Source organism: Pseudoalteromonas sp. C8 (assembly GCF_011378685.1).
GTDB lineage: Bacteria > Pseudomonadota > Gammaproteobacteria > Enterobacterales > Alteromonadaceae > Pseudoalteromonas > Pseudoalteromonas arctica.
In genome coordinates, this window is sequence record NZ_WTKT01000051.1 from 1 (window position 1) to 884 (window position 884).

The 884-nt window shown below is 37.4% G+C and carries 1 protein-coding gene; it reads right to left on the minus strand.

Features of this window, described 5'->3' with window-relative positions:
- Positions 1-351 precede the first annotated feature (351 nt).
- Entirely contained in the window at positions 352-828 is a 477-nt protein-coding gene (locus tag GQR39_RS19975; RefSeq protein ID WP_165736426.1) for a winged helix-turn-helix domain-containing protein, read from the minus strand.
- Between the last annotated feature and the right edge of the window lie 56 nt (positions 829-884).

Genomic DNA, 884 nt, shown 5'->3' on the forward strand with positions numbered 1-884 from the left:
AGGTGAATAATAGTTAGATTAGTAAACTCTTCAGCTAAATACGACTGGTGCCAACTGGCTCGATCCATTATTACAACGGTATGTTTTCCTTTTGGGGTTGCATCAGAAATTAAGCGTAAATGAACCTTCATCACTTCACTATTACTGTAAGGCATTACTAATGCCTCGGTTTGACCTGTATTGATACAGACCGCACCAAATAAATAAGCATACTCAAATTGTTGCTGCTGAATAGCCCTTGGTCTAGTCCCTTTTTCTGCCCATATTCTAGTGGTTGTATTACGTTGACCAAACCTAGCCTCATCCTGAAACCAAATATGTACATCATTTAAATAAACATGCCCAGGGATCTTAAGGATCGTATTTATTTGGAATTTTTTTAAAAGATGCTTGGACTTCTTCTGATTGTTTGGAGTGCTTAGAGCGAGTTGTTATCCAGCTTAGATTTAATTTGTTGAGTAAATGATAAATATTAGTTTTTTGATAAGTGACCCCGAATGTTGTTTCAATATATTCTTTTATATCCTTTCCCTGCAGACGGCCTCCTTCTGATTTTATCGCATTATCAATGACATATTGTTTTATGTTAGCAAGTTGCTCTGGCGTGAGTCGATGAGGCCTCCCGCTACGGGGCTTTACGTCCAGACCTGTTAACCCAGAATGAAGGTATGCTTTAATCCAAATGTTGACACTTCTACGGCTTACCTTTAAAAAAGTCGCAATATCAGTTCTACTTTTCCCTTCTAAGAAGTGCGAGACAGCGAGTAATTTTAATCGTTGTCTCGCATTGGTTGTCGCATTAATTAACTCAGCAAAATTGTGACTCATATTAGCTCCTTTGTAAGAAGCTTAATTAGATCACATATTTATCGGAAATGGTATTA

Excerpts from the sequence above, each read along its gene's own strand:
- GQR39_RS19975 (WP_165736426.1), bottom strand. The coding sequence starts at position 828 with ATGAGTCACAATTTTGCTGAGTTAATTAATGCGACAACCAATGCGAGA.